This is a genomic window from Celeribacter ethanolicus (assembly GCF_002407265.1).
GTDB classification, from domain to species: domain Bacteria; phylum Pseudomonadota; class Alphaproteobacteria; order Rhodobacterales; family Rhodobacteraceae; genus Celeribacter; species Celeribacter ethanolicus.
Map to the genome: position 1 here is coordinate 1,190,871 of NZ_CP022196.1, position 24,130 is coordinate 1,215,000.

General features: G+C 56.9%; 23 protein-coding genes, 1 tRNA gene and 2 rRNA genes (1 of these 26 running past the window's edge). 9 read left to right on the forward strand and 17 right to left on the reverse strand.

Going from position 1 to position 24,130, the window contains the following annotated elements; all coding sequences use genetic code 11:
• Positions 1-51 precede the first annotated feature (51 nt).
• The 5 genes from CEW89_RS05735 to CEW89_RS05755 are packed head-to-tail and all read right to left on the reverse strand — an operon-like array spanning position 52 to position 4,172.
• Complete coding sequence (locus CEW89_RS05735) at positions 52-843, reverse strand: ABC transporter permease (RefSeq protein WP_096805235.1); 792 nt, start codon at positions 841-843, stop codon at positions 52-54.
• A complete protein-coding gene (locus CEW89_RS05740; protein ID WP_096805236.1) occupies positions 840-1,556 on the reverse strand; it encodes an ABC transporter ATP-binding protein in 717 nt (238 codons plus the stop codon). The genes CEW89_RS05735 and CEW89_RS05740 overlap by 4 nt, the downstream gene beginning before the upstream one ends.
• 20 nt (positions 1,557-1,576) lie before the next feature.
• The gene (locus CEW89_RS05745) at positions 1,577-2,017 is read right to left on the reverse strand and encodes a cupredoxin domain-containing protein (protein WP_096805237.1); all 441 of its coding nucleotides are present in this window, start codon (positions 2,015-2,017) and stop codon (positions 1,577-1,579) included.
• 24 nt (positions 2,018-2,041) lie between these two features.
• Positions 2,042-3,010 carry a YVTN family beta-propeller repeat protein gene (locus tag CEW89_RS05750; protein ID WP_244906164.1) on the reverse strand — a complete coding sequence of 323 codons (969 nt, stop codon included), beginning with the start codon at positions 3,008-3,010 and terminating at the stop codon, positions 2,042-2,044.
• Positions 2,994-4,172 carry an ABC transporter substrate-binding protein gene (locus tag CEW89_RS05755; RefSeq protein WP_244906165.1) on the reverse strand — a complete coding sequence of 393 codons (1,179 nt, stop codon included), beginning with the start codon at positions 4,170-4,172 and terminating at the stop codon, positions 2,994-2,996. Before CEW89_RS05755 ends, CEW89_RS05750 begins: the two co-directional genes overlap by 17 nt.
• A gap of 150 nt (positions 4,173-4,322) precedes the next feature.
• Between CEW89_RS05755 and pedF the strand changes: the two genes are divergently transcribed.
• Together pedF and CEW89_RS05765 are read left to right on the forward strand one after the other, a co-directional pair.
• A complete protein-coding gene (pedF, locus tag CEW89_RS05760; RefSeq protein ID WP_198403506.1) occupies positions 4,323-5,021 on the forward strand; it encodes a cytochrome c-550 PedF in 699 nt (232 codons plus the stop codon).
• A gap of 3 nt (positions 5,022-5,024) precedes the next feature.
• Positions 5,025-5,927, forward strand: coding sequence for a substrate-binding periplasmic protein (locus CEW89_RS05765; RefSeq protein WP_096805240.1), 903 nt, complete (start codon positions 5,025-5,027; stop codon positions 5,925-5,927).
• A 3-nt stretch (positions 5,928-5,930) separates the two neighbouring features.
• Here the strand turns inward: CEW89_RS05765 and CEW89_RS05770 are convergent, their stop codons facing one another.
• Positions 5,931-6,815 carry an FAD:protein FMN transferase gene (locus CEW89_RS05770; protein ID WP_096805241.1) on the reverse strand — a complete coding sequence of 295 codons (885 nt, stop codon included), beginning with the start codon at positions 6,813-6,815 and terminating at the stop codon, positions 5,931-5,933.
• Complete coding sequence (locus CEW89_RS05775; RefSeq protein ID WP_096805242.1) at positions 6,812-8,920, reverse strand: 4Fe-4S binding protein; 2,109 nt, start codon at positions 8,918-8,920, stop codon at positions 6,812-6,814. Before CEW89_RS05775 ends, CEW89_RS05770 begins: the two co-directional genes overlap by 4 nt.
• 98 nt (positions 8,921-9,018) lie before the next feature.
• Here CEW89_RS05775 and CEW89_RS05780 point away from each other — a divergent pair, with 98 nt between their 5' ends.
• Entirely contained in the window at positions 9,019-9,825 is an 807-nt protein-coding gene (locus tag CEW89_RS05780; RefSeq protein WP_096805243.1) for an ABC transporter permease, read from the forward strand.
• Here the strand turns inward: CEW89_RS05780 and CEW89_RS05785 are convergent.
• The 3 genes from CEW89_RS05785 to CEW89_RS05795 are packed head-to-tail and all read right to left on the reverse strand — an operon-like array spanning position 9,800 to position 13,983.
• Positions 9,800-12,022, reverse strand: a complete 2,223-nt coding sequence (locus CEW89_RS05785; RefSeq protein WP_096805244.1) for a PAS domain-containing hybrid sensor histidine kinase/response regulator — start codon at positions 12,020-12,022, stop codon at positions 9,800-9,802. The two genes, CEW89_RS05780 and CEW89_RS05785, sit on opposite strands and share 26 nt — an antisense overlap.
• A complete protein-coding gene (locus CEW89_RS05790; RefSeq protein WP_096805245.1) occupies positions 12,019-13,251 on the reverse strand; it encodes an FIST N-terminal domain-containing protein in 1,233 nt (410 codons plus the stop codon). Before CEW89_RS05790 ends, CEW89_RS05785 begins: the two co-directional genes overlap by 4 nt.
• Before the next feature lie 36 nt (positions 13,252-13,287).
• Positions 13,288-13,983, reverse strand: coding sequence for a response regulator transcription factor (locus CEW89_RS05795; RefSeq protein ID WP_066706705.1), 696 nt, complete (start codon positions 13,981-13,983; stop codon positions 13,288-13,290).
• A gap of 285 nt (positions 13,984-14,268) precedes the next feature.
• Between CEW89_RS05795 and CEW89_RS05800 the strand changes: the two genes are divergently transcribed.
• From CEW89_RS05800 to CEW89_RS05810, 3 genes are read left to right on the forward strand one after another with little or no spacing between them, the layout of a single operon-like run.
• Positions 14,269-14,676, forward strand: a complete 408-nt coding sequence (locus CEW89_RS05800; RefSeq protein WP_096805246.1) for a hypothetical protein — start codon at positions 14,269-14,271, stop codon at positions 14,674-14,676.
• Positions 14,677-14,680: 4 nt separating this feature from the next.
• Complete coding sequence (gene tnpB / locus CEW89_RS05805; RefSeq protein ID WP_096805247.1) at positions 14,681-15,076, forward strand: IS66 family insertion sequence element accessory protein TnpB; 396 nt, start codon at positions 14,681-14,683, stop codon at positions 15,074-15,076.
• Positions 15,073-15,534, forward strand: a complete 462-nt coding sequence (locus CEW89_RS05810) for a hypothetical protein (RefSeq protein ID WP_157779766.1) — start codon at positions 15,073-15,075, stop codon at positions 15,532-15,534. The genes tnpB and CEW89_RS05810 overlap by 4 nt, the downstream gene beginning before the upstream one ends.
• Before the next feature lie 271 nt (positions 15,535-15,805).
• On the opposite strand, the gene CEW89_RS05815 is transcribed toward CEW89_RS05810, so the two are convergent.
• The 4 genes from CEW89_RS05815 to CEW89_RS20680 are packed head-to-tail and all read right to left on the reverse strand — an operon-like array spanning position 15,806 to position 18,830.
• Positions 15,806-16,534 (reverse strand): class I SAM-dependent methyltransferase, encoded by a 729-nt coding sequence (locus CEW89_RS05815; RefSeq protein ID WP_096805249.1) that lies wholly within the window; start codon positions 16,532-16,534, stop codon positions 15,806-15,808.
• 1 nt (position 16,535) lies between these two features.
• Positions 16,536-17,573, reverse strand: coding sequence for an aldehyde dehydrogenase family protein (locus tag CEW89_RS05820; protein ID WP_157779767.1), 1,038 nt, complete (start codon positions 17,571-17,573; stop codon positions 16,536-16,538).
• Between the two features lie 22 nt (positions 17,574-17,595).
• A complete protein-coding gene (locus tag CEW89_RS05825) occupies positions 17,596-18,171 on the reverse strand; it encodes an ATP-binding protein (RefSeq protein WP_096805251.1) in 576 nt (191 codons plus the stop codon).
• Positions 18,168-18,830, reverse strand: coding sequence for a hypothetical protein (locus CEW89_RS20680; protein WP_157779768.1), 663 nt, complete (start codon positions 18,828-18,830; stop codon positions 18,168-18,170). The genes CEW89_RS05825 and CEW89_RS20680 overlap by 4 nt, the downstream gene beginning before the upstream one ends.
• On the opposite strand from CEW89_RS20680, the gene CEW89_RS20685 reads away from it, so the two are divergent.
• The 3 genes from CEW89_RS20685 to CEW89_RS05845 all read left to right on the forward strand — a co-directional run bounded on the left by CEW89_RS20685 (position 18,716) and on the right by CEW89_RS05845 (position 21,948).
• Entirely contained in the window at positions 18,716-19,204 is a 489-nt protein-coding gene (locus CEW89_RS20685) for an IS66 family transposase (RefSeq protein WP_198403507.1), read from the forward strand. The two genes, CEW89_RS20680 and CEW89_RS20685, sit on opposite strands and share 115 nt — an antisense overlap.
• 233 nt (positions 19,205-19,437) lie before the next feature.
• Complete coding sequence (locus CEW89_RS05840; protein WP_096805254.1) at positions 19,438-21,369, forward strand: ATP-binding protein; 1,932 nt, start codon at positions 19,438-19,440, stop codon at positions 21,367-21,369.
• A 375-nt stretch (positions 21,370-21,744) separates the two neighbouring features.
• The gene (locus CEW89_RS05845) at positions 21,745-21,948 is read left to right on the forward strand and encodes a hypothetical protein (protein WP_096805255.1); all 204 of its coding nucleotides are present in this window, start codon (positions 21,745-21,747) and stop codon (positions 21,946-21,948) included.
• Here the strand turns inward: CEW89_RS05845 and CEW89_RS05850 are convergent.
• The 3 genes from CEW89_RS05850 to CEW89_RS05860 all read right to left on the reverse strand — a co-directional run.
• Positions 21,927-22,003 (reverse strand) — tRNA-Met (locus CEW89_RS05850). The two genes, CEW89_RS05845 and CEW89_RS05850, sit on opposite strands and share 22 nt — an antisense overlap.
• Before the next feature lie 55 nt (positions 22,004-22,058).
• Positions 22,059-22,173: ribosomal RNA gene (gene rrf / locus CEW89_RS05855) — 5S ribosomal RNA — on the reverse strand.
• 88 nt (positions 22,174-22,261) lie between these two features.
• A 23S ribosomal RNA gene (locus tag CEW89_RS05860) occupies positions 22,262-24,130 on the reverse strand; it runs 957 nt beyond the window's last position.

The following is a 24,130-nucleotide window of genomic DNA, read 5'->3' on the forward strand; positions in this document are numbered from 1 at the left end:
GATGCCGAATGAGACAAAGGTCCAAGCCCCCCTGCGACCAAAGTCGCAAGTTCAGAACTTGCGCCCGATCATCCGTTTCGCTGGGTCATAGCCCCAAAGCGCCAGCGCCATAAAAGCAATCGACGCCCCCACACAAACGCCCCAAGCCAGCGGATTGGGCGTCAGATAGAGCGCAAACCTTATGCTCTCTACCCCGTAAGAGAAGGGATTGAGGCGACATATCCATTCCAAAAGTGCAGAAGCCTCCGCCATTTTCCAGAGCGGATAGAGCGCGGTGGAGAGGAAGAACATCGGAAAGATGACGAAATTCATCACGCCTGCGAAATTCTCCAACTGTTTGATTGTGGACGACAAAGCGATGCCAAGGGCGCCGACCATGAGGGCGGTGAGAAACAGCGCCGGCAGGATCGTGACATAGCCCAGAGGCGCAAATGTGATGCCGTAGAGCGCGCAAATGGCGAGGAAGGCATAGGCCTGAAGCACCGAAATCAGCGCCCCCGCGATCAGCTTGCAACTCAACAACCACCAGCGCGGCAGAGGGGCCGTGAGCAACAGCCGCATCGTCCCCATCTCGCGGTCCATCACCAGAGAGAGCGAGGATTGCATGCCATTGAACAGCAAAATCATGCCGCAGAGCCCCGGCACGATGTAGGTCTCATAGGAGATATAGGTCTGATACGGCGGCGTGATCGAGAGGCCCAGAGCGGCACGAAAGCCTGCCGCGAAGACAAAGAGCCACACCAGCGGCCGCACCAGCGCCGCCAGCATCCGCGCGCGCTGACCCAAAAAGCGCAGCGCCTCGCGGTGGCAGATCACCCAGAGTGCGGCCAAGGCATGTCTCATGCGCCCTCGCTTTCGGTCAGTCTCAGGAAATGCGCTGTCAAAGCCGCGCCTGTGACGGGCACTTCGCCCTGTTCCAACACGCGTCCTTTGTGCAAGACAACAAGTTGATCTATGGGCCAAATCTCATCGGTCAAATGCGTGGCCCAAAGCACCGCCAGACCGGTGTCGCGCGCCAGCCCATGCACATGCGCCACCAGATCGCTGCGGGTCTGCGCGTCCAACCCCACGGTCGGCTCATCCAACAGCAACACCCCGGGCCGATGCATCAACGCGCGGGCAATCTCCAGCCGCCGCCGGTGCCCGCCGTTGAGATCACGCACCCGCTCGCGCGCGCGTTCCTCCATGCCAAGACGGTCCAAGGCCTCGGAGGCCGCAAGCCGTGCCGCGCGGCCCGTGATGCCATGAAGCCCCGCGAAATAGAGCATGTTGCGCCAGACCGACAGATCGAGATCGAGCGTCGGCTGTTGAAACACCACCCCGGTTTTCGACAGTGCGCCAAGCGGCTCGCGGGACACATCATGTCCCGCAATTTCGATCCGCCCGGTGCGAGGCGTGAACAACCGCGTCAAAAGCCCGAAAAGCGTCGATTTCCCCGCCCCGTTCGGCCCCAAAAGCGCGCAAAACTGACCCGGCGCGACCGAAAAGCTCACCGCATCCAGAGCGCGTTTCGCGCCCCAGTCGTGGGTGATATTTTCGACGTTTAACCCGGTCATTCTCACGCTCATTCGCCCGCCTATTCAATCGTGATGTCCAACCGTTGCAGATCGCCCGAGGATTGCGGCACACGCAATTCATAGCGCCCCGGTTTGATCGCGACAAAGCCGATCTCCATCGTGCCCGCTTCATCAAATTCGACACTGTCGATGCCCAAAGGCCGGATTTCCAGACCTTCGATCACGATCTCGTCGATCCAGATCGCGCGAAAGAATCCAGCCCCTTCGAGCGCCAGTTCTTGCGAGCCATCGGCCTCAATCTCGATCTCGTAATAGGTACCGGATTTGAGCTTGAGCGGCGCGTCGGCCAAGGGCTGCCCGGCGGAGAGCGTAATCGGCGGCAGGTCTTCGGAATTCGAGGCCGACAGGATGCCCGCGAGGCCGAATTCGGGGGCATCATCGTCGTCAGCAAAAGCGGATGTTGCGGCAAGAAGTGCAGCGGCAATGAGTGCGTAACGCATGAAATATTCCTTTATCTTAGACATTTACGGGCGCATGGCTGCACCCCAAGGAAACCGCCCCACTTTGATGGTCTTGAGCGGTTTGTGGGAAGCGACCTCGATCACGGTGACATCGCCGCTCACCCCGTTGGTGGTGAAGAGCTGGCTGTGATCCGGTGAAAACGCCATGTGCCAGACCCGGCGCCCGACGAGGATGTACTCCTCGACCTCAAGCGTCTCGGTGTTCACGACGGCGACATGATTTGCGGGGCCAAGCGCCACGAAAGCGGTCTTGTGATCCGGCGTCAGCTCGAAGCCGACGGGCTGGATCAGATCGGGGTGAACACCCTGAATTTCAAAGTGAATCTTTCCGGTCTCGCTTTGATCTGCGGTGTCAAACACCGTGATCGTGCCGCCGATCTCTGACGACACCCAAAGCTCGGCTCCTTCCTTGACAAATTCCGCATGACGGGGCCGCGCATCGACCAGCGTGTTGGCGTAAATCTCATGCGTGCCCGTGTCGATCCAATGCGCCATATTCGTCGTCTCCGACGTGGTGATCACCGTCTTGCCATCGGGCGAGACCGCCATGCCTTCGGGCTCGATGCCGACGTTGATCTGGGCCACCACTTTGCGCGTCTCGACATCGACAACCGTGGTCACCGCGTCGTCCTCATTGGCGATCCACAGATGCCGGTCATCCGGGTGCAGCACGAATTGCTCCGGATCCTCGCCCGAGGGCAAATCGTGTAGAATTTCGCCCGTCTCCGGGTCCATCACCTGCACCGCATCGCTGTCGGAGGCGCAGATATAGAGCCGCGAATAATCCGAATTGAAGGTGATGCCGCGCGGGCGTTCGCCCACTTCAATTGTGCGCACGACCTCCAAAGTGTCGATGTCGATCACCGAGAGCGTGTCGTCTTTTTCATTGCTGACCCAAATCTCGGAGGCGGTCGCGGGCAAAGCGAACGCGAGCGCCAAAAGACTGGCAGACATCTTAGTTTTCAAAAGCATGGCAGTCACTTTCCATTTGATCCAATCCCAAAGTGTCGAGCGGATTTTGGGCATGTTCGAACCCGTCCGGCGGGGCCGAGGCCACCTGCGCATGGGCGTTCACCACCGGGATCGGTTGGCGCATCTGGCCATTCCAGGTGCGAAAGCTCAAAGGCCTGCCCTGAAAGGCCGCCAGTTCAAATCCGTCTGACAGAATATAATCGCGCAGCACGTCGGGCTCCGCCGATCCGGTCCGCGTCACCGCCTCCCCGATCACCCGCACGGCGGCCCAGGCGGCGTAATCCTCCGCCGTCATGTCGCGCTGCGCGAGGTCTTCGAACCGGCTTTGCAACTGCGCCGCGCCCCATTGTTCGACGACGGACGCCCAGGCCTCCGCCACCAGCCCCACGGCGCCTGCGACCGGGCGCGGCTCCCATGTGTTGTGTTCGATGTAGCGGGCGAAATCGTCATGTGCGTCGGCGACCAGCACCACGTCATGCGCTTTGAAATCTTGCGTGAACAACGGCACCTCGCGGGCGGCGGCGCGCCGCAGATCGGTGTCAAAGGTCCAGCTCGCTTCGGAGACAATCTTGAGCCCAAATTTCCACGCCGCATCGCGATAGCTTTGCGCCAGCGCCGCGTCCTCCGCGCTTGGCCCCTCGATCAGCGCCAGTTTGGTCCAGCGTTTTCCCATCAAAACCTGCATCAAGGCATCCGCCTCCATGCCCAGCTCCGGCACGGTGTGAAACAGGTTGGCCCGGCAATCCGCACTTCGCAGCGCCGGGGTCTTTTCCGAGACATTGAAGACCAAAGCCGCCTGCGCGACAGGCAGATCCGCCACTTGCAACAGGGCCTCGTCGTCCATGTCGAGCAGCACAAGATCATGGCCCGCGAGCATTGCCTGCGCCGCTGCGGTCACATCCCCTTCTGGCGGCACGGACACAACATCCATCGTATAATGATGCCCCAGAAACCCGCCCGTCGTCTGATTGTCTTTGAGCGCCAGTTCCGCGCCTTCGATGCCACGCGCGGGCGGGATCGGATCGAGCCCCGACAAGACCGGGCGCGACGGGGTCTCCAACCGCAGATAGCCGATTGAAATGTCGATCTCCTCCGCCCGAACCGAGGCAGGCATCGCAGAGACGAAGGCCATAAGCCCTATGACACACCACGTCCTTGTCATCATCGTCCTCCCTCCAAGAAACCCTATGCCGCGCACCGTTGGAGGCGAACCACGACCAAAGTCGCATGCCCATTCGGACAGTGGCACCAAGGTCTAATGGCGCGCGCCTTCGCGGCAGAGATATTCATGGGAAAACGATGGGAGGACCCAATGAAAAACGCTGTAAAACGCACCGCCTTGCTCACCGCACTAACCACAACGCTGGCCGCCGCAGTTGCCACCGCCGCCTTCGCCCATGGCGATGTGACCCCGCAGCCGGTGAACACCGACGCCTTGCCCGATGTGGGCGAAGAATGGTTGACCGAAAACCCCTACCGTGCGGAGGAAGCGGGCGAAGAGGTCTGGCTCAAGGCCATCGAGATCGGCTCCTCGGGGTTCAACCAGAACTGTGCCCGCTGCCACGGGCTTGGCGCGGTGTCGGGCGGTCTGGCCCCCGATCTGCGCTATCTCGAAGCCGAGGAATACGGCGACGAATGGTTTGTCGAGCGGTTCCAGCTCGGCATGACCCAAAACGGCATCACCAAGATGCCCGCCTTCGGGGAGTTGCTCGGTCAAAAAGCCGCCTGGGCGATCCGCACCTATATCGAAACCCGCCCCGACGATGGCGCCTTGGACGATCACATGACGCGTCTGATCGAAATCCGCGATCACCTTCTGGCCGGGGACGTCGACAACCCGACCGGGGTGCAGGAAGAGCTTGCCAACATCGCCGCCGATGTCGAAACCGGCTCCGGTGCGCCGGTCGCCGACAGCGTGGCGTTTGAGGCCGCGCGCAACATGACCGACGATCCCGCGACGTGGAAACACACCGCCGATCTTCTGACTGTGGGCCTCTCTGCGGCGGAGTGAACCATGCGCCGTCACATCACATCGGGCCCTGTCGTGGCCCTGCTCGCCGGTCTCGCTTTCGCGGGACCGGCTTTCGCGCGCTGTGAGGACTATGTCCCCGGCCCGAAACCGCAGAACACTTTTGCGCAGGATGTCGGCCGCGCGTTCGACCGCATCATCGATGAGGGCTGGATCGAGTTCGCCCTCTACGAAGACTTCCCGCCGTGGTCCTATGAAGAGGGCGGCAAGGCCAAAGGCATCGACGTCGAAATCGGCCGGATCATCGCCGAAGATCTTGGCGTCACGCCCCGCTTTCGCCTCGTGCAGGCCGACGAAACCCTCGACGCGGATCTGCGCAACTACGTCTGGAAAGGCGCCACAGTAGGCGGGCGCGTCTCTGACGTCATGCTGCATGTGCCCTATGACAGCGAGTTGACCTGCCGCATCGAACAGGTTGTTTTCACGGGACAATATGCGGGAGAGGCCTTGGCCATCGGCTACAGCGAGGCCGACTATCCCGATGCCAAACCGACGCCTGCCTACTTTCGATTCGACACGGTAGCAGTGGAAAACGATAGCCTGTCGGATTTCTACCTGACCTCTGTCGGACGCGGCGCCATCGGGGACGCGATCCATCGCTACCGCTCTTCGGACGCCGCCGTCGCGGGCATGACTTCGGGCGAAACCATGGCCGTCATGGCGCCTTTGGCGGTGATCGAGGCGGGGCTGAGCGAGGGATTCGGCGTCCATCAACCGCCCCTGCCCGGTCTGGTGCGCAACAGCTGGACCGTGGGCGTCGCCGTCAACCAACAGCACCGCGATCTGGGCTATGCCGTCGATTACGCGATTGAAAAAGCGCTGGCGGATGGGCAGATCGAAGCCATTTTTGTCGAACATGGCCTGAGCTTTCTGCCGCCCGAGCGCTGAGCGTCACAGAGAGCTCAGATTGCCCGCGACATCCACAAGGTACACCCGAGACAGGCCGAGCTTTTGCTTGGCCGTCTCAATCTCAGAGCGCGGCATCAGGCAAAAGGCGGTCGAGGCTGCGTCCGCCAGCGCCGCTTGGCCCGCGCCTTCTGCGACCACAGTCACGGTCGACCACATGGGCGCCCCGCCTTTGGGGTGCAGAATATGGGTCTCGCCCCCCACCGTCATCGCACTTGGACTGGAGGTCGCCATCGCCCCCGCGCTCAAGTGAAGCGCGCCCAGACGTCCGGCTTCGGGGTCAACAAGTCCGAGCCGGAACGGCCCGCCCAAAGCGGCAAATTCCCCCATGTTGATCAGCGCCTCGCCATAGCCGCGCGTTCTCAGAAGAACCGCGATCCGGTCCGTCGCATAGCCCTGCGCGATGCCGTTGAAACTGAGCTTTTGCCCCGCACCCAGCTTGATGTAATCAGCCTCACGCGTGACCCGATCCAGACCGATCAAATCGCGGGCGGTTGTCACATTTCCGCCCTGTGCAAGAGCCTCCCAGAGCGGCTGGATTGTTGGATCGAACAGCCCGCCCGTCACGGCATGAACCCGGTGCGACATGTCCAAAATCTCGCGCAACTCCGGTGATAGAGGCTCCTCCCCACGCGCATTCAGACGCGACAGATCGGAGGTCGGATCATAAAGCGAAAAGCGCCGTTCCAAGGCACGGATTTCCGCGATCACCGCCTGTAAATCCGCCTCGACCAGCCCCCTTGATCCACGCAAATCGAGCGAGACCTCCGCGCCGAAGGCATAGCCTGTCCAACGCCCCGTCACGGCCCGCGCAGGCGATGCCAAGGCACAGGCCGAAAGCGTGAGAAACCGACGTCGCGAAAGTCTCATGCCTCAAATTCCTCTTCTTTGGCCTGTTCTTTGACCTGACGTTTCGCCGCCAGGATCAGCGGCACGCATTGGGTGGGATCGTCATGGATTTTAACACAATCAAAACATTGGAAACATTCATCATATTGGATTTCTCCGGTCTTCTTGATCGCTCCGTAACGGCATTTGACACGGCAGAGCTGGCAGGGGCTGCCGCAGTCCTCGCGCCGCGCGATCCAATCGCGGCCTCTGAGCAGCCCGCCGATCGCCATGACAGCCCCCAAGGGGCAGACATAGCGGCAGAAGCCTTTGAAAAAGACCATACTCGACGCCAGCAAAAACACCGCGTAGACGACATAAATCCACTCGCGCCGGAAATAGACCGTGATGGCGGTTTTGAACGGTTCGATCTCGGCGGCTTTTTCTGCGTAATCCGGGGCCGCGAAGGCCACCAAGATCAGACCTGCCAGCGCGACGTATTTCCCTTTCTTGAGCCGACGATCCCAGAGCGGCGTCGCCTCGCGTTGGCGCAGCCCCAAAGCCTTGCCGAGATGATGCAACAGCTCCTGCATCGCGCCGAACGGACAAAGCCAACCGCAAAACAGCCCCCGCCCCCAAAGCACGAAGCCAAGGAGACTCACCGCCCAGATCATCAGCGAAAACGGGTCATACAACAACACCGACAGACTGCCATCCCCCACGGCGGCGCGCAGCACGGCGAGCACCGTCACGATGGACAATTGCCCCTGTCCCCACCAACCGATGAACCCGATCACCACGCAAAGGATGCCAAGCCGCAGCGCGGTGAAATGACGTTGTGCCGCAAAGCGATGCATCAAGGGGCCGACGAGCACCAAAAGCGTGGTCAGGAACAGCGCCAGAGCGATCAGGTCGGCCTTGCGATTGAACGCCGCCTCAAGCCAGCCGGGCAGCGGTTTGTGGACCTCGGGCACGCTATAAAACCGCTCCGGCGCTTTGTAAGCCAGTTCGAAATGCGTGTCGCCGATCTGCGGCTGGAACATGCCGTGTTCACGCACGGCTTGCACTTTCAGACCCCACTCCGAAATCGGATCGAACCCCAGCCGCCGGTCGGCGCGCAGGATCATCGCAGTCTCGGGTTCGGGCACATCGGGCGCAAGTTCGACCCAGATGTCAGCATCGCGCAGCGCCACGGGAAAGCCGCCCTGCTCCGCCGACAGCCGATCCGGCGCGGTGTTGCGCACGAAGTCATCAGACACCAACCCGTGTCGCCCATAGTCCATGACCAAAAAAGGCTCGGCCTCGGGCGAGACCTCGAGAAAGCGCTGCACCTCCTCGAAGGTGCCGGGGGACAGGACCGCCCGCGCCACCGAGGGCGCGCCGATGTCAATCAGCCAGAGATCGAGATAGCGGCCCTCCGGGTCGGCCTTTGCCTCGGGATCGTCACTGGCCCAAATCGTACCGGCAAAAGCGGCATCCAGTTCGGCGTTGGTGACGGAGAGGCGCCGCGCGATGCCTTGGTCCACGAGATCGGCCCAACTCAGCGCCTCATTGACGTCCGCATCGGCGCGCGCGGGCGTGGATGTCGCCAGCCCCTGCATCTTGTCGCGGGCCACGATCAGCGTGGCAGCAAGGATACTTTCATGCGCGATTCGCACGCTGGCCGTGGCCTTCGTGACGCCGTCGAGATAGACAAGATCGGACCCGCCGCCGCCAGCGCCATAAGGCACGCCGACGACCAGGCTTTGGGTGATCGAGAGACCAGGATATTGCGCCAGAAACTCGCGAAACGGCGCTTCGCCAAGACCCGACACAAAGACCGGCTCATATTGCGACAGCAAGCGCACGTCGATAAAGATGCCAGATTTATCCAACAGAACCAGGGCGTTGATCGGCTTACCTGAGAAGCCGGGCAAAGGCGCGAGAGGGCCGGTTTCGAAGACATAGCCCACTTCGGCGTCGCCGGAATTCAAAAGCTGATAGACGCCCCGGTCGTCGATGTCTTCGCCCAAGGCGTAAGGCGGGACAATCAATTTCGCGATCTCGTCGCGCGGCAAAGGCTCCGGCCCGGCGGCGGCGACCGACAGGGGAAAAAAGTTGAGCACGATCCAAATCAGCGCCCGAAGTGAGACAATGAGCCTGCGCATCTGATCACGCTAACAATGCCCGCGCGCGCGGCGAATACGACCAAAGTCCAGCACGCCCTGCGACCCGCCCCGCGCTACAGTCAATTTGGGAGGACTTCATGGACAAAACGCGGATCACGTCAGTGAGATATACGGCCCTGTCCTTGGGCGGGCTGGTCGCGCTTTGGGCCTTTGCGGCTTGGGTCAAAGCCGACCCGGAGATATTGCCGTCGCCCTTGGCGGTCATGGTGGTTTTGGCCGATCTGATCGCCAAAGGCACGCTCTGGCCGCAGATGCAGGCGACGCTGACCCGCGTGATCCTATCCTTTTCCGCCGCCATGGTGCTTGGCACCGCACTTGGGATTTTGCTCGGGCTTTCGCCGCGTCTCAACCGCCTGTTCGATCCTTGGGTGACGGTGTTTCTAAACCTGCCCGCGCTGGTGGTGATCGTGCTCTGTTATCTCTGGATCGGTCTCAATGAGGTGGCCGCGATCACCGCGGTCACGCTCAACAAACTGGCGCAGGTGACGGTGACGCTGCGTGATGGCACGGGCGCGCGGGATCGGCGGCTCGATGAGATGGCGGGCCTTTACCGGATGCACCGCCTTAGCTACCTGCGCCATGTGGTTCTGCCGCAACTGGCGCCCTATCTGGCCATCGCGGGACGCAACGGTTTGGCGATGATCTGGAAGATCGTGCTCGTCGTGGAATTTCTAGGCCGTTCCAATGGGATCGGCTTTAAAATCCATCTGCATTTCCAGAATTTTCAAACCGCGCATGTGCTGGCCTATGCGCTTAGTTTCGTGGCCGTGATGCTAGTGATCGAGATTGCAGTGATCCAGCCGTGGGAACGTGCTGCGGGTCGGTGGCGGGGTGACACGCGGGGCGATGCGCGCGCCCTCACCCCTCGTCCTGCGGCGCCATGACAAAACGCTCAAGATCCTGTGGCGCGATAGGTTTATAGAGGATTTTGACGCCTGCGCCCGCGCTGTGCTGCACCACCTCGGGAGAGCGGTTTGCGGTCACCAGACGCGCCGGGATAGCGCCGTAGAGACCTCGCATCTGGCGGATCACCTCGATGCCGTCGATGCCCTCGCCAAGCTGGTAATCGACCAGCATGAGATCGGGCACCACATCCAACTCGGCCACCAGAGACAGCGCCTCTTCGCCGTTTTCCACTGCCACCACCGCAAGCCCCCATTTTTCGAGCAAGAGCGTCATGGCGCGGCGTACATCGGCGTCGTTTTCCACCAAAAGCGCGATCAGCCCAAAGGCCTGATCCGGCGCTGACGGGGTCGCTTGAAAGCTCGTGATATTTTGCGCCGCCAGATGCCGGGTCACGGCAAGGTCGATGCCGAACACTGTGCCCTTGCCCAGCTCACTGTGCAGATGGATCGGATGCCCCAATTGCGCACAGGCCCGGTCGACGATGGCGAGCCCAAGCCCCATGCCGACAGAGGCCGAGGCCGAGGTGCCAAGTCGATGAAATTCCTGAAAAATCGCCTGTTGCGAGGCTTCGGGAATACCGGGTCCGGTGTCGCGCACCTCAAGACGCACACGCCCGTTCGGCTTGCGCCGTGCGCCCACCAAAACCCGGCCCTCCTCGGTGTAGCGAATCGCGTTGGACATCAGGTTCTGCAAAATCCGCCGCAAATAAGTCGGGTCGCTTTCGACGATCTTATCGGTGCGCACCACGCGCAAGTCGATCCCCTTGGCGCGCGCGGCAGGCAGATATTCCTCACGCAACTGCATCAGCATCGGCGCCAAAGGCACAGGCATGATGTCGAGCGCCTTGCGCCCGGCTTCGAGTTTCGAAATATCGAGCAACGCAGAGAGAATGTTTTCGACACTGGCCAGCGCGTTTTGCGCCTTGGCCAGGGTTTCTTGCGCCAGCGGGCTGGTCACATCGTCCTCGGCGGAGGCGACAAACAGCTTGGCGGCGGACAGGGGTTGCAACAGGTCGTGACTGGCGGCGGCGACAAAGCGCGAGCGCGCGGCATTGGCGCGTTCCGCCCGGCCCAGCGCGTCCTCGAGATCCAGCGTCCGGCTCATCACCCGCGCCTCCAGCGTCTCGTTGGTGCGAGTCAGCTCCTCCATCGCCCGCCGTTCGGCGGTCACATCGGTGACGGACATCACGAAACCACCATCCGGCAGGTCCTCGGCAGAGACCACCAAAACCCGATGATCGACATGTTTGAGCTCAAAAGTGATCGGCACACGCGGCGCCTGACCATAGACCCAAGCCATCAGCGCCTCAGCCGTCATCCCGTCGCTCAGGGTCAAGGCCGTCTCGGTGCGCTGATACATCGTGTCGAACCGCGCGCCGATCCGCATGAGCGACATCTGCAGGCCCATCAGATAGCCCAAGCGTTGATTGAACCCCGCCAGCCGCGCGTCCTTGTCAAAGATGCACACGCCCAAGGAAACGTGCTCCAAAGTGGCGTGGATCATCTGGGCCTGATCGTCCAGCATCCGCCCGCGCGTTTCGCGTTCGGCATGCACCAGATCGGAGACATCGGTCTGCAAGATCACCGTGCCATCGTCAGGCGTGCGATGTTCGGAAATCTGGACCCAACGGTCGCCCTCGACATGGATGTTGAACACCACATGCCGGTCCTTGTGCCGCTCGACCCGACGCTCGGCCCAGGCATAGGCGGTGTCCGTTTCGGTCAGATCGAGATGCTTGGACCTGCCGACCAATTCGGCATAATTTGAAAAGCTGATCCCCTCATGAAGCGCGGCGCGCACATCCGGCAGAAAGCTCGCGAAGCGCGAATTATACATGACCAGCACATCGTCCGAATCGAACAGGGCAAAGCCGTCCTGCACCGTCTCGATCGCATTGGCGAGGTTGCGCCGCGCGGTATCGAGATCGCGGTTGGCCTCGGCCAGACGCGCGTTCGAGACATTGAGCAGATCGAGCGCATATTCCAGATCGACAGTGCGTTGCCGGACCTGCTCCTCGAACATGGCGGCGCGCTGAAACTGAGCGTAGGCGGCGCTGTGTTCGTTCGAGCGCTGCTCGGTCTGGCTCATCAACACATCGACGATTTTCAACAGCTTCTCACGAGACCGCTCCGGGCTGTCCTCCGGGTTCAGGACGAAATCGGACGGACGTGTCATCTTGGCGTCCCCTCTGCGGGTGTGGGGCCCGAACAGGCTGTCAATTCGCTCTCCACCATCTCCGTGCCCGGCGGATAGATCGCCACGCCGGTGAAGGTCTGGTTGACATGAATTGCACCGATCTGTTCGCCATAGGTGGAGAACCCGCGCACCTTGTGTTTCTGCAACAACGCGGAAACCTCGGCCCTCCTCTGGGTTTGCTCGGCCTCGACCCGGCGAAAGATGCAATCGAAGGCCAGAACCATCTCAGGCGCCGTGGGGCGTGACAGGGTGTCAAGCGTGTTGGTGAGATGGCCCACGATGTCCTTGGGTTCGGCCAAGGTCAGCACCAGCCCCTGATCAATTGCGGCAAAAAAGGACATATCGCCATTGGGTTCCACCGCTTTGATCGCCCGCACATGGTGTTTGCCGCCGACCTGCACCACCAGGGGGTTCGCCGCGAACACCCGGTCGTTCAAAAGCGCCGGGTCCTGACCGATCAGCCGCGCATATTCCATCGCGGCGGGTTCGGCGTTGATCTCCTTGACGACACGCGAGTCCGGCTCCGCCTCGGTCACGACCATACGCTTTTCGGTGACCTGAAGATGATCGCAAGAAAACACCCGCACCGGACAATGGGTGCGGAAAAACGTCAGCATCGCCGCGTTTTCGGTGATCTGGCGACCATTGAGCAAGAAGGTTTCCTTGAACCGCACCCCGTCGCCGGCCGAGCCGCCGAACAGAGGCACCGGCCCCAGCCCCGAGGACAGTGCGGCCGTCAAGGCATCTTCGCGCTCGGACAGCCCGTCGACCAGCAGCATCGCGAACTCATGTTCGAAATGCGGATAGCGCTGCGACAGGAGTTGCCGCGTCCGGATCAAGCCACTCATCAGGTCCTGCGACAGGCAGGACTTGAGATCGGGCACGAGGATGGTTTCCACCCCGAAATGTTCGACCGGAAAGCCGACCGCAACGATCTTGTCCTCGTCATAGCCGCATGAGGTCAATTCGCCCGCGGTCGAACAGCCCATCACCCGTCCCCAAGGCACCTCGGCCTTGATCTGGCGTGCCAGAGCCACGCGGTCCACACTTGGCGCGATGAACATCAGGACGATGGAAAACGGTCCCTGTCCCAAGCCCTTGACGAGTTTGCGAATGGCATCGGGGTCTTGCGCCTCCACCTCGGCGGAGCGCACCACAGGTGTACCTGCACCAAATCCCGCACCGAAAGCTGCGCCCGGTCGTATCATCCTGTCCTCCATCCCTGTCCCAAGGGTGGCGGAAAGTCAGGTGTCAGGCAAGAGGCTGTTGAAATTCGCTTCCTGCGCGATGAGCACGGCCTGGGTGCGGCTCTGCACGCCCAGCTTGCGCATGATCGCGGTCACATGCGCCTTGACCGTGGTTTCGGCGATGGACAGCTCATAGGCGATCTGCTTGTTCATCTGACCCTCGCAGATCAGTTGCAGGATCCGGGCCTGTTGCCGGGTCAGATGCGACAGCCGGATCAGCGCATCCTCGCCCGCACTCAGTGGCATGTTGGCCTCGCTGTCCGCAAAGGCCCCTTCGGGTGTATAGATCTCGCCGTTGGCGATATGTTCGAAAGCCTTGCGAAAGACATCCCGTGGCGAGTGTTTCGGGACAAATCCGGCAGCCCCCACCCGGATGGCGGAGCGCACCACCCTGGGTTCGGCCATGGAAGAGACGATCACCACCGGAGTTTTCGGGCACAGCTTGATCAACCGCACCAGGCCATCGAGGCCGTTGACGTCGGGCAGGTTCAGATCCAGGAGGATCACATCCGGTTTTCCCCCGGCGTCCAGCGCCGCAAGTGCATCTTCCAGCGTCCCGGCAGTTTGCACCGCCTCGATCCCAAGCCCGACTTTCAACGTCATCGACAAGGCATCGCAAAACAGCGGGTGATCATCGATGACCAGAGCGTTCTGCAGGGCACCTTCGACGCGAATAGAGGGCTTGTTGTTCATCTGAAACCCTTTTTTCCAGTTGTTTCCTATCCAGCCTAGCAGAGACGCGCCCGCCCTGACATTGCCGAAAGGTCTATATTTGAGGCCGCCTCCGGTGTCCGTTCCCGATGGATCGCATCACGACGACAAGAACGAAAATCAGAGTAGATGGAGACGTTTGCAGAAAGCATCGGCGTCATAACGCAGGAGGTTTTCAATCGTAAGCGTTGCATCTGGCCCCCAAAACAACCTCTGACGGGAAACTAAACGTCCTGATAGCCTTCCTCCAAACCAGAGGACCGCAGCATGTCAGAACAACCGAGCATCCGAAACCACTACGGCTTTTCCATCGAAGTCCATGCCGGTGGTCGCCGTGTGTGGCCACCCAGCTTCAAGCGGTTTATCCGGACCAAAATCGAAAATGGCGAACTGACGACCGAAGACGTCACGAAAGAATGCCGCGTCTCAAAATCGCTCGTCTACAAATGGCGAACGGATGTCGCGCAGCATCGTGCGACCTTCGGCACGCACCCAGTAAAGCCGACCTTCGCTGAAGTCATGTTGGATCATGTCGATGAACCGTTGACGGAGGAAACAACGCGAGAAGAGCTGATCCGGCTGAGAGGCGATGTCGTAGATCTCACGTTGCCAGCGACCTATCCCGTGGATGATCTTGCGAAACTCGTCCGTGCCCTCGAACAGGCGGGGCGGTGATCTGATGATTTCTCCTGCAGGCAATTTCAAAATCTATCTCGCCAGCGAGCCGGTCGATTTTCGCAAGGGAATGGACGGTCTTGCCGCCATTGTGATGTCTGAGTTTGAACTCGATCCGTTCTCTGGCGCGATCTTCGTCTTTCGCTCCAAGCGCGCTGACCGCCTCAAGCTCATCGTCTGGGACGGAACCGGGTTGGTGATGGCGTACAAACGCATCGAGGGCCGGGGCTTTGTCTGGCCGAATGTGCGAAATGGCGTTGTCAGCCTGAGTAAAGCACAATTCGAGGCCCTGTTCGAAGGCATCGACTGGAAACGCGTCACGACACGACATGTGAGACGCCCTGTGGCTCCCATCGACATTTCTGGACCGAAATCACCCATTGAAGGGGATAGACCATGACAAAGCCTGAAGATGATACACCGAGCAGCGGAAAAACACCTGAAGAGTCGAATTCATCACTCGAAGACGGGATGCAGGAAAGACGGAAAACGGTAGAAACCGGGGCTTCTGGCCATATGACAGAAGCAGAGTTTAAGGCGTTTATGGACGAAAAGTGGGGGGAAGAGGCAGATCAAGGAGATCTAAAAATGGTCGACCTCACAATACACGATATTCCAGACGAGGTTTTGCTCGTGCTCGAGAGGTTGGCTGCGAAACGGGGCATAACAGCGGAAGGTCTCGTGCGCGAGATGATTTGCGATACGTTCCTAGCGTCAAATCCACCAAGACTCGTCGAAATTACCGAGGAGCAATTTCGGGAGAATATCGACGTGCTCATGGCTGCCTATGAACAAGAGCCGATTGTCATAGTCGATGAAAAAGGGTGTCGTTTCGTTCTAATGCCGTTGGACTTGTAAGATAAAAGTTTGGTTTGAGCCCTTCTTGTTTGATGACGTCAGCGCAGAATTTCGAAGATGCAGAAAGGATGCGCAGGTAATCGCGGCCCCAAGCGGCTATTCAGCCCGCCTCTCTGTGGCGATATTGCGGCCCGCCAAAGCTTCCTTTCGCTGCGTGTGCGAAACTAAAATTCGGTCCTATTTACAGATCACGGGACAAAGCAGGCAATGTAGATTCAGGAACCCAGTTCCAGCATGGCGAAGGCAAATGAACTCGGTATCCGAGCGTGCTTCAGCGGAGTCTATTTTGATCCTTTGCTACAGCGACAAACGCGACGACTGCAGGCAACCCCGGCTCGATGACTTGGAGCTTTGGCGCGGTGCTTTCCCCCAAGCATGTTGTACCCACTGCTCGAAAATCTGTGCATTTCAGCCCAGCATTCTCAATCATTCTAAGCTGTTCTTGTTTGCTGTAGACAAAGGACGGCATAAACAGTTTTTCGCCGTCGCCGCGCAGAAACTCAGCAACATCACGGTTATCTTTTGAACGAAACTTCGTGGACCACTCATACGAAGGGGTAGTGAAAACAATTCGCCCGTTCGGTTCTAGAAGCCTTTTCACCTCGATCCAAAATGATTGAGAATTGTAGGGGTCACCGAGCGATGAGACAATTAATGAAGCACAGTTGGAAGGTAGCCCCGTTGAGTCTGCCGGTGCGATCAAAAGGCGGGCTCCAAGTGTTTTCCAGACCTCCGAATATGCTAGCATTTTGGGGGAGCTATCCACCAAAACAGTGCGCTCGAGAGCGCCTTTTTTCCTGCTTATTGGAGCTAGATTCGATTCACCTGCTCCGATCTCGAGTAATTGCCCCGCAGTGGGAAACCTCTGCTCAATTAGTGGTTTCAACAAGCATGCACTCAGCTTGCCTAAATCTCTACAAGTTGGATGCAGTTGTTCGTCATAGTACTCTTCAGCAATTTTCTCGTAGGCTGCGACACTGTGGTGTTTGCTGTCTGTCATCTTAGCTACCAATGATCTTTATGCTTGGAGCAGCTGTTCGAAGCGGCGCCAAGGTGCGAGCAAGGGCCTCACCAAGTCTCTTCACCGACGGCGAAACTGCGATTTCGTTTGCGCGTTCCGTCGCCTGGGTATCATTACCAAATGCATCAGTTGAAGTTGAGTCGACGAAAAGGATACCAACAGGTATTTCTTCGTGTCGCACAACAATACTCATGCTTGACGGGCGGGCGCTGACTTGCCCTTGGGCTTCTTCGTGCGTCATTCCCCAATTCTCTACAAGAGCTTCGACTGAGCCAATTCCTGCGAACGCATCACCGGTACCATGCGACTCGCTTGAACGCCAACTTCTTCCTATGATCCCATACCGTTGTGAATTACGACGATGCCCACCTCCCCCTCGTGGATAGTAGTCGACAAGTTGGTAGAGGTACTCAGGAAAAATAACGTCGTTTACGTGCACGGTTGCGCGCAGATCAGAAACGTTCTTCAATCCATTTTCTACGATCGCGTTTTTTAGGTGCGTTGGGATCTCTTGGATGTCGGCCATCCGCTCGTATTCTTCGGTGGAGCTTTCAATTAGCTCTTGAAAAGTCCCATGCAACTGGCGCTGCACCAGCTGTACTGTTTCAGCGTTAATCTCAATTTGAACGCCTCCAGCGCTAACTTTTTTTACCAGTTTCGTCCCAATTCCCAAAATACGGCCCAGTCGGTCGTTATGGGCGATTAGCATCAACGCCAGCAGGATAGTCAACGGCCACACTAGTGCCTGAATCACAACAACAAAGTTACTAACACCTCCCTCAGAAAGATCATTGGCTGGCGTCTTACTTATTAGCTGATTGCTTTGCCCCTCTGAGGGCTCCTTAGCGTGCCCTCCGGCTTCTGTTTCAGCGGCGGCAACGCTAGTCACCCCAGCTTGATTTTGCGGCACTTTTGTCTGATCCGGTGAGTTAGAAACAAATAGACCTACGATAAAAAGCCCTGCTAAAAAGGAAGATGCCGCAGGTATGAGGCTGATTGTGAAAAGATTTGGTCTCATTAGCGAACTTTCTTGGTAGAAGCTAAATTTGCTGTGTTTTGGTGGGCATCGCGTCATCAAAACCGACAGTCAATCGGTTGGCCAAAGATGAAACGTCACCTTGCCCAACAATAAGAAAATCGATTTTTAGACTGTCTGCGATAAAACTTGCGTGCCTGCGAGACGCGTCCTGGTGCATTTTTAGCGTTTCAATTTCGCTTTTAGGTCGAGAACGGGAGCTATCTCGCGATCGGTTTTGAGCAATGCGAGATGGGTCAGCCTCCAAATGCACCATAGCCATCACGTCGAGCGCTTTGAAAACGTCACTCGAGATCTTTGTCAGGCCTTCTCCAGTATCGACGACAACGTGCCCATCCATAACGATGAGCCCTGCATCTGGGTCACGCGCCCGATAAAAACCTTGAATTAGCAGGCGCTGATTTTCATCCAGATCAGCATGGCGCATCGTATCTCGGCTGCCAGGAGCGATGGCGCGGGCCGCGGCAATTAGGCTGCCGCCTGTGACGTGCTGAAACGTTATCAATTCGGCCAGTTTGCTCAGGAATGTAGTTTTCCCGACGCCAGAAATACCTGTAAATGCAATGACACGCTGGCTCATACTTCAAATTCCAAATCGGCCCGCTCGATGAGACGGGCAATTAAGTCGTGAGAAAGTTTGTAGATTGACTGCTGAGGGTGCCCTCTGACGACACCCATCGTTTTCAACTCGTCAATCGAGACTGCAGGTTCAATGTATGAAACAAGCAGGTAGTTGATAACCTTGACTGGTCTACCTTTATCTTTTGCCTTCTGTTCCCATTCCTCTAGCTCTTCTTCGCTATATACTGACCTGCCGCCAGTTAATTGCATCAGTTCCCTCTTGGAGCCTGCAAGAGTCATGCTCTCCAGTATCCCAAGTGCCGTAATGGCTTGCGAAGGTGGGTCTTTAGAAACGCCCTTGTAGAAAAACAATACCGAACCTGGAGGGCCTAGATTTGATTGTGCCTGACACAAATATACTTTTCGGATCGTGTTGCCGGGTCGAGTTATGCCTTCAGCTCGCGACGCACCGGAGAACAAATCGGGTTGGCGGGGTTTCCAGAGGTCTGGATAAAGCGTGTCGTGGTAGTCTTCTTGAATTGGGATACCAAAGCCGAGTGTTTTTGCGTCGAACACAAATCGAGGGTAGTTTTTTCTCGCCTGTTCAAAGTCCGTCTCATCATCGAGGCGCACATCGGAGACAATTCTCGGTTCCCATTCTGGAGCGCTTAAAAGCATTTTTGGTCACGCATGCAGACCGTCATCTTTCGAAGAACAAGATGGGGCAAGCGATCCGCTATGTGCTGAGGCAATGGGGAGATTTGACCCGATTTGTCGATGATGGGCGGATCGACCTCGACACCAATGCGGTCGAACGCATGTTCAAGCCGACCATCCTTTTGAGAAAAAATGTGCATTTTCTTGGAAGTGACGAGGGCGCAGAGGCATGGGGAATTCACAGCTCGATCATTGAGACCTGTAAGCTCAATGGTGTGAATGCGGAGCCCTATTTGAAATGGGTCTTCGACCAGATCGCGATGAAACTTCCACGCTCTGAATATGAGAAACTACTGCCATGGAACGCTCCACCTGAGTTTTGGATCAAACGCTAAATCTTTTGAGGGCGGCAAAACTGCCGCCCTTTTGGGCCCGCGACGTACCAAATATTTTTAAAATGACGTATCAACCGCCTGATAAATATGAACACCTTTCTCAAGCTAGCCTACCCAAACTTTGCATTACCTTTGGCAACGCCAGCTTGGCACTTAGCTTTCTTACCTCTACTGTGTATTTGCCGCAGCCTTGCTCTGGGCATCAAAACTTTCTAGCCATTTCATAAACCGTCATGCCTCATAAAATAACGTTTCAAAAAGATTTTCTATCAATTCAGTCCCTTGATAACACTGAGTTGCCCGACTTTACGCTCGTTACCGGCATCAATGGGTCGGGGAAGAGCCACCTGCTACGCGCAATATATTCTGGCTCAATTAAAAGCGATGCTATCGCCCAAGCTGGGGTGGGCGAGGTTTCCATGTTCACATGGGAGACGCTTGTTCCAAAAGATCAGGCTGCGGCACAGCCAGGGGGACTGAGCGAGATAGGGAAAAAGATAGAAGAAAAACTTAAGCAACATATCCGCACACCTCACAGTGAAATTGACCGTCTACTATCTATCATTGCTGCAAGCGAGACAGTGGATGCAGAAAGGTTTAGAACTTGCGGTCGGATACGGGAATTCATGATGCCCAATTTTTCTTCTGCTCGTGGTGAGCAACGGCAGAATTTGCAGCAACAGGCGCGTTTGTATATCAACAGTCTAAGCGACCAAAATATTGTTAAACATGCTCCCGCTTTGTTTGGAGAAAACGATTCTGCCAGACATAATGCTCTGCTACTCCTTGATCAGGTGATTTCGCAGGGGTTTGAACAAGATTTAAACCGAATATTTCAACGTCACCGAGACCTCATGAACGGCAATACCATTGCCGAAGCCCATAATCAGCTTGATCGCATTGTTAAGTTTAATGAACCCGCCCCATGGGACTTTCTGAATGAGTTATTTGATCAGGGAAACATAGAGTTCAAGGTCAGTGAACCTGACTATGTGGCCGTAAATTCGAGCGTTCGTGTAACGCTGAAAAAGAATGGGAGCGACGCCGAGATCAGCTTTAATGATCTTTCGTCTGGGGAGCGCATTTTTATTTCCTTTGCCATAGCTCTTTATAATACTGAAAGTGCCAAAGGGACGGCGGTTTTTCCCAAGCTTCTGCTGCTAGATGAAATTGACGCAACTCTTCACCCGAGCATGGTCAAATATGTTCTGCGTGTCATTAAGGATACCTTAGTTGCCAAGCTAGGTATCAAGGTCATAATGACCACTCACTCCCCGACAACGGTAGCCCTCGTTGATGACGATGAAGTATATGAAATGAATAATCAGGCGGGTCAGCTAAGACCTGTCGGCAGGTCGAGAGCCCTTCGCTTACTCACCGAGGCTATCCCCACTCTCGCCATCGACTATGATGCACGAATCCTTGTTATCACTGAGGACGAAAGTGACGCACAGATCTGGAACGATCTTTACCGCGGCCTCAATCAAAAACTTTCATCAGAAAAATCGTTAACGTTTATGGGGTCCGGCGTAAAAAAAGAAACCGGTGAGACTGTAGGCGCGGGCTGCGCTCGCGTCCGTGCCCTCACGAAGCAAATATCCGAAGCAGGTCTTAACCGTGTGGTGGGCCTCGTAGACTGGGATAATCAACACATATGTGCTTCAGATGACAAGTTTCACATTCTGTGTGAAGGTGAGAGATATTCCATTGAGAACCTTATTCTTGATCCAGTACTCTGCATCTTGCTTATGTGCAAATATAAGCCGGACAAGGCAGTCAATGCCGCTCTGATGAATGAAGATGAAGGATTTATGTCGCTTCAAGGTTGGAGTGAGACTGACTGGCAAAACAAGGTAAATACTTTTTGCAGCAAGGTTCTATCCGGTACAGACACGTCATCGGTCGCAAAAATTAGATACATGAACGCTTCAACGCTTGAGATTCCGCTGGCCTACCTCCGCCATCAGGGGCACAACTTGGAGGAGAAGGTTCTTAGCGCTTACCCATGTTTCAAAGCTTATAGTGGACAAGGGAAACTTCTAAGCGAGATTGTCAAACTTGTTACGGTTGGTGATGCGGGGGAATGGTATCCCGCAAGCATCACGACGACTATGGAAGCACTGATGGCACTTGGTGCTGACGATGGTCGCAGGGATGTTACATAAGTTTTTAAAGGTAGGTATTTTCAGACAAGTCGCATCACGGGCACGCCCCTATAAAAATGCTCTGATCACCGATAGATAGCAAAATTTAAGAACTTTGGTTAGGTGAATGACTGATCGAAATGCTGGGGACCCCGTAGCAGCGGGAAGAATGAACTTTCAGGCGGCAGTCACTTCACTGGCTGCGGTTGTGGCCGCCTTGCAGTGAAATAGTGAGATCAAATCTTGGCCTAGGGCCGAAACGGCCTAGCGTGTGGTGTTTTTTCATATTGGCGCTATGCGCCAATATAGAGGCGGTGCCTTGCTCGGAATAGAGGTGAAAATGGGGGGCAGTTGTAACGCTTACGAGCATTCGCGATGAGATGGAGGAGTAGCGGGATGCGCTCGATCCCGCTGCTGGCCGTCAACGCGACGGATGTCTTTGATGAGATTATCCACCACACCGTTGAGCTCGCCCCATTTGCTTCCAGCGTGTTTTTTGGTACGCTACGGCCCAAACGCAAGAAACGCCCTGAAGGCGCCTATTGTTTTGTGTTATATGGGAATTTTGTATTCGACCTTGGTTGCGGGAGTAGGATTTGAACCTACGACCTTCAGGTTATGAGCCTGACGAGCTACCGGGCTGCTCCATCCCGCGACAGGGCCGAATGTGTGTTAAGCATCGTATGAGAGATTAATAAGCTGATTATTAGGTTTGGCGGTGACCTACTCTCCCACGTCTTAAGACGCAGTACCATTGGCGCAATCGTGCTTAACGGCCGAGTTCGGGAAGGGATCGGGTGTTTCACTGACGCTGTGACCACCAAACCGAATAATGAGCTTATGTCCAAGTCAAGTAAGTTTTGTGTATGCTTTTGATTTCGTTCGAGTAAGAGCAGTTTTGCTTTTACTGGATCAAATCAAGCCTATCGGGCAATTAGTACTGGTCAACTGAATGCATTGCTGCACTTACATCTCCAGCCTATCGACGTGGTGGTCTTCCACGGCCCTCAGGGATACCTTGTTTTGAGGGGGGCTTCCCGCTTAGATGCCTTCAGCGGTTATCCTTTCCGATCATAGCTACCCTGCACTACCGTTGGCACGATAACAGGTCCACCAGTGGATCGTTCACCCCGGTCCTCTCGTACTAGGGGCAACTCCTCTCAAGTATCCTACACCCACGGCAGATAGGGACCGAACTGTCTCACGACGTTCTAAACCCAGCTCACGTACCTCTTTAAATGGCGAACAGCCATACCCTTGGGACCTGCTCCAGCCCCAGGATGAGATGAGCCGACATCGAGGTGCCAAACACTGCCGTCGATATGGACTCTTGGGCAGTATCAGCCTGTTATCCCCGGCGTACCTTTTATCCGTTGAGCGATGGCCCTTCCACTCGGGACCACCGGATCACTATGGCCGACTTTCGTCTCTGCTCGACTTGTCAGTCTTGCAGTCAGGCTGGCTTCTGCCATTGCACTCAACGAGCGATTTCCGACCGCTCTGAGCCAACCTTCGCGCGCCTCCGTTACTCTTTGGGAGGCGACCGCCCCAGTCAAACTACCCGCCACACAGGGTCCCGGGCCCAGATAATGGGTCGCGGTTAGACATCAAGCAGAACAAGGGTGGTATCTCAAGGAAGGCTCCACAGGAACTGGCGTTCCTGCTTCAAAGCCTACCACCTATCCTGCACATGTTGTGCCTGATGCCAGTGTGAAGCTGTAGTAAAGGTGCACGGGGTCTTTCCGTCTAACCGCGGGAAGCCTGCATCTTGACAGGCAATTCAATTTCGCTGAGTCGATGTTGGAGACAGCGGGGAAGTCGTTACGCCATTCGTGCAGGTCGGAACTTACCCGACAAGGAATTTCGCTACCTTAGGACCGTTATAGTTACGGCCGCCGTTTACCTGGGCTTCAATTCAAGGCTTGCACCTCTCCTTTTAACCTTCAGGCACCGGGCAGGCGTCAGACCCTATACGTCGTCTTGCGACTTCGCAGAGCCCTGTGTTTTTAGTAAACAGTCGCCACCCCCTGGTTTGTGCCCCCAGCCAATACTTGCGTAGAAACTGGGCCTCCTTCTCGCGAACTTACGGAGGTATTTTGCCGAGTTCCTTCAACATCGTTCTCTCAAGCGCCTTGGTATTCTCTACCAGTCCACCTGTGTCGGTTTAGGGTACGATCTAATGAGAGGCTATTTCCAGGGACCGCTCAGCCGCCCATTCAATCCGATAAGGATGAACGACCTTTGCGATCCGTCACTTCTCTCTGGCCACTGAATATTAACAGTGTTCCCATCGACTACGCCTTTCGGCCTCGCCTTAGGGGTCGGCTTACCCTGCTCAGATTAGCTTTAAGCAGGAACCCTTGGACTTTCGGCGACAGGGTCTCTCACCCTGTTTGTCGCTACTCATGTCATCATTCTCACTGGTGATCTCTCCACGGGATCGCTCACGCGCCCGCTTCACAGAAAGCTTCGAGCCTCCAATGATCCCGAAGGATCTAAGGAGGCATGAAGCTATATCACACCACGCTCTGCTACCATGCCTTACGGCATCCTCGGCTTCGGCTCATGGCTTGAGCCCCGTTACATCTTCGCCGCAGGACAACTTATCTAGACCAGTGAGCTGTTACGCTATCTTTAAAGGATGGCTGCTTCTAAGCCAACCTCCTGGTTGTTTTGGTCGTCCCACCTGCTTTCCCACTTAGCCATGAATTAGGGGCCTTAGCCGGAGGTCAGGGTTGTTTCCCTCTCCACTACGGGCGTTAGCACCCGCAGTGTGTCTGCC